The 548-nt window shown below is 42.2% G+C and carries 1 protein-coding gene; it reads left to right on the top strand.

The features are described 5' to 3' along the window. Nucleotides 1–548, top strand: a 548-nt coding sequence (locus tag R7040_RS29150; protein ID WP_318098000.1) for a DJ-1/PfpI family protein, incomplete at both ends; no start/stop codon positions are given.

The raw sequence follows: 548 nt of genomic DNA, 5'->3' as shown, positions 1-548 counted from the left end.
AGGGAGGTATTTTGCATCAATAATAAGCTCATTAGAGATCTTGGAAACAGCAGCTGAATTTGCAGAGTTCCAAGGTTTCATGACACACGTCGTTACGCCAAACAATCGGCCGTTAATTGGTCGAGGGGGGATCAGCGTTCAACCCACCGCACAATGGCAATCATTTGATTTTACAAACATATTAATCATTGGCTCAATTGGCGATCCTTTAGAATCGTTAGATAATATCGATCCTGCATTGTTCGATTGGATCAGAGAGTTACACCTAAAAGGCAGCAAAATAGTTGCAATTGACACTGGTATTTTTGTCGTCGCGAAAGCCGGTCTTTTGCAGCAAAACAAAGCTGTAATGCATTCTTACTTCGCCCACCTCTTTGGCGAACTGTTCCCTGAGATAATGCTCATGACTGAGCAGAAAGCACTCATTGACGGAAACGTCTATCTTTCGTCTGGACCTTACTCTCACTCAAGTGTGATGCTGGAAATAGTAGAAGAGTATTTTGGAAAGCACACTCGAAACCTTGGTAACCAGTTTTTAAGTACAATAG

Source organism: Vibrio sp. 1069 (assembly GCF_033340555.1).
This window is presented reverse-complemented; position numbering and strand designations above follow the sequence as displayed.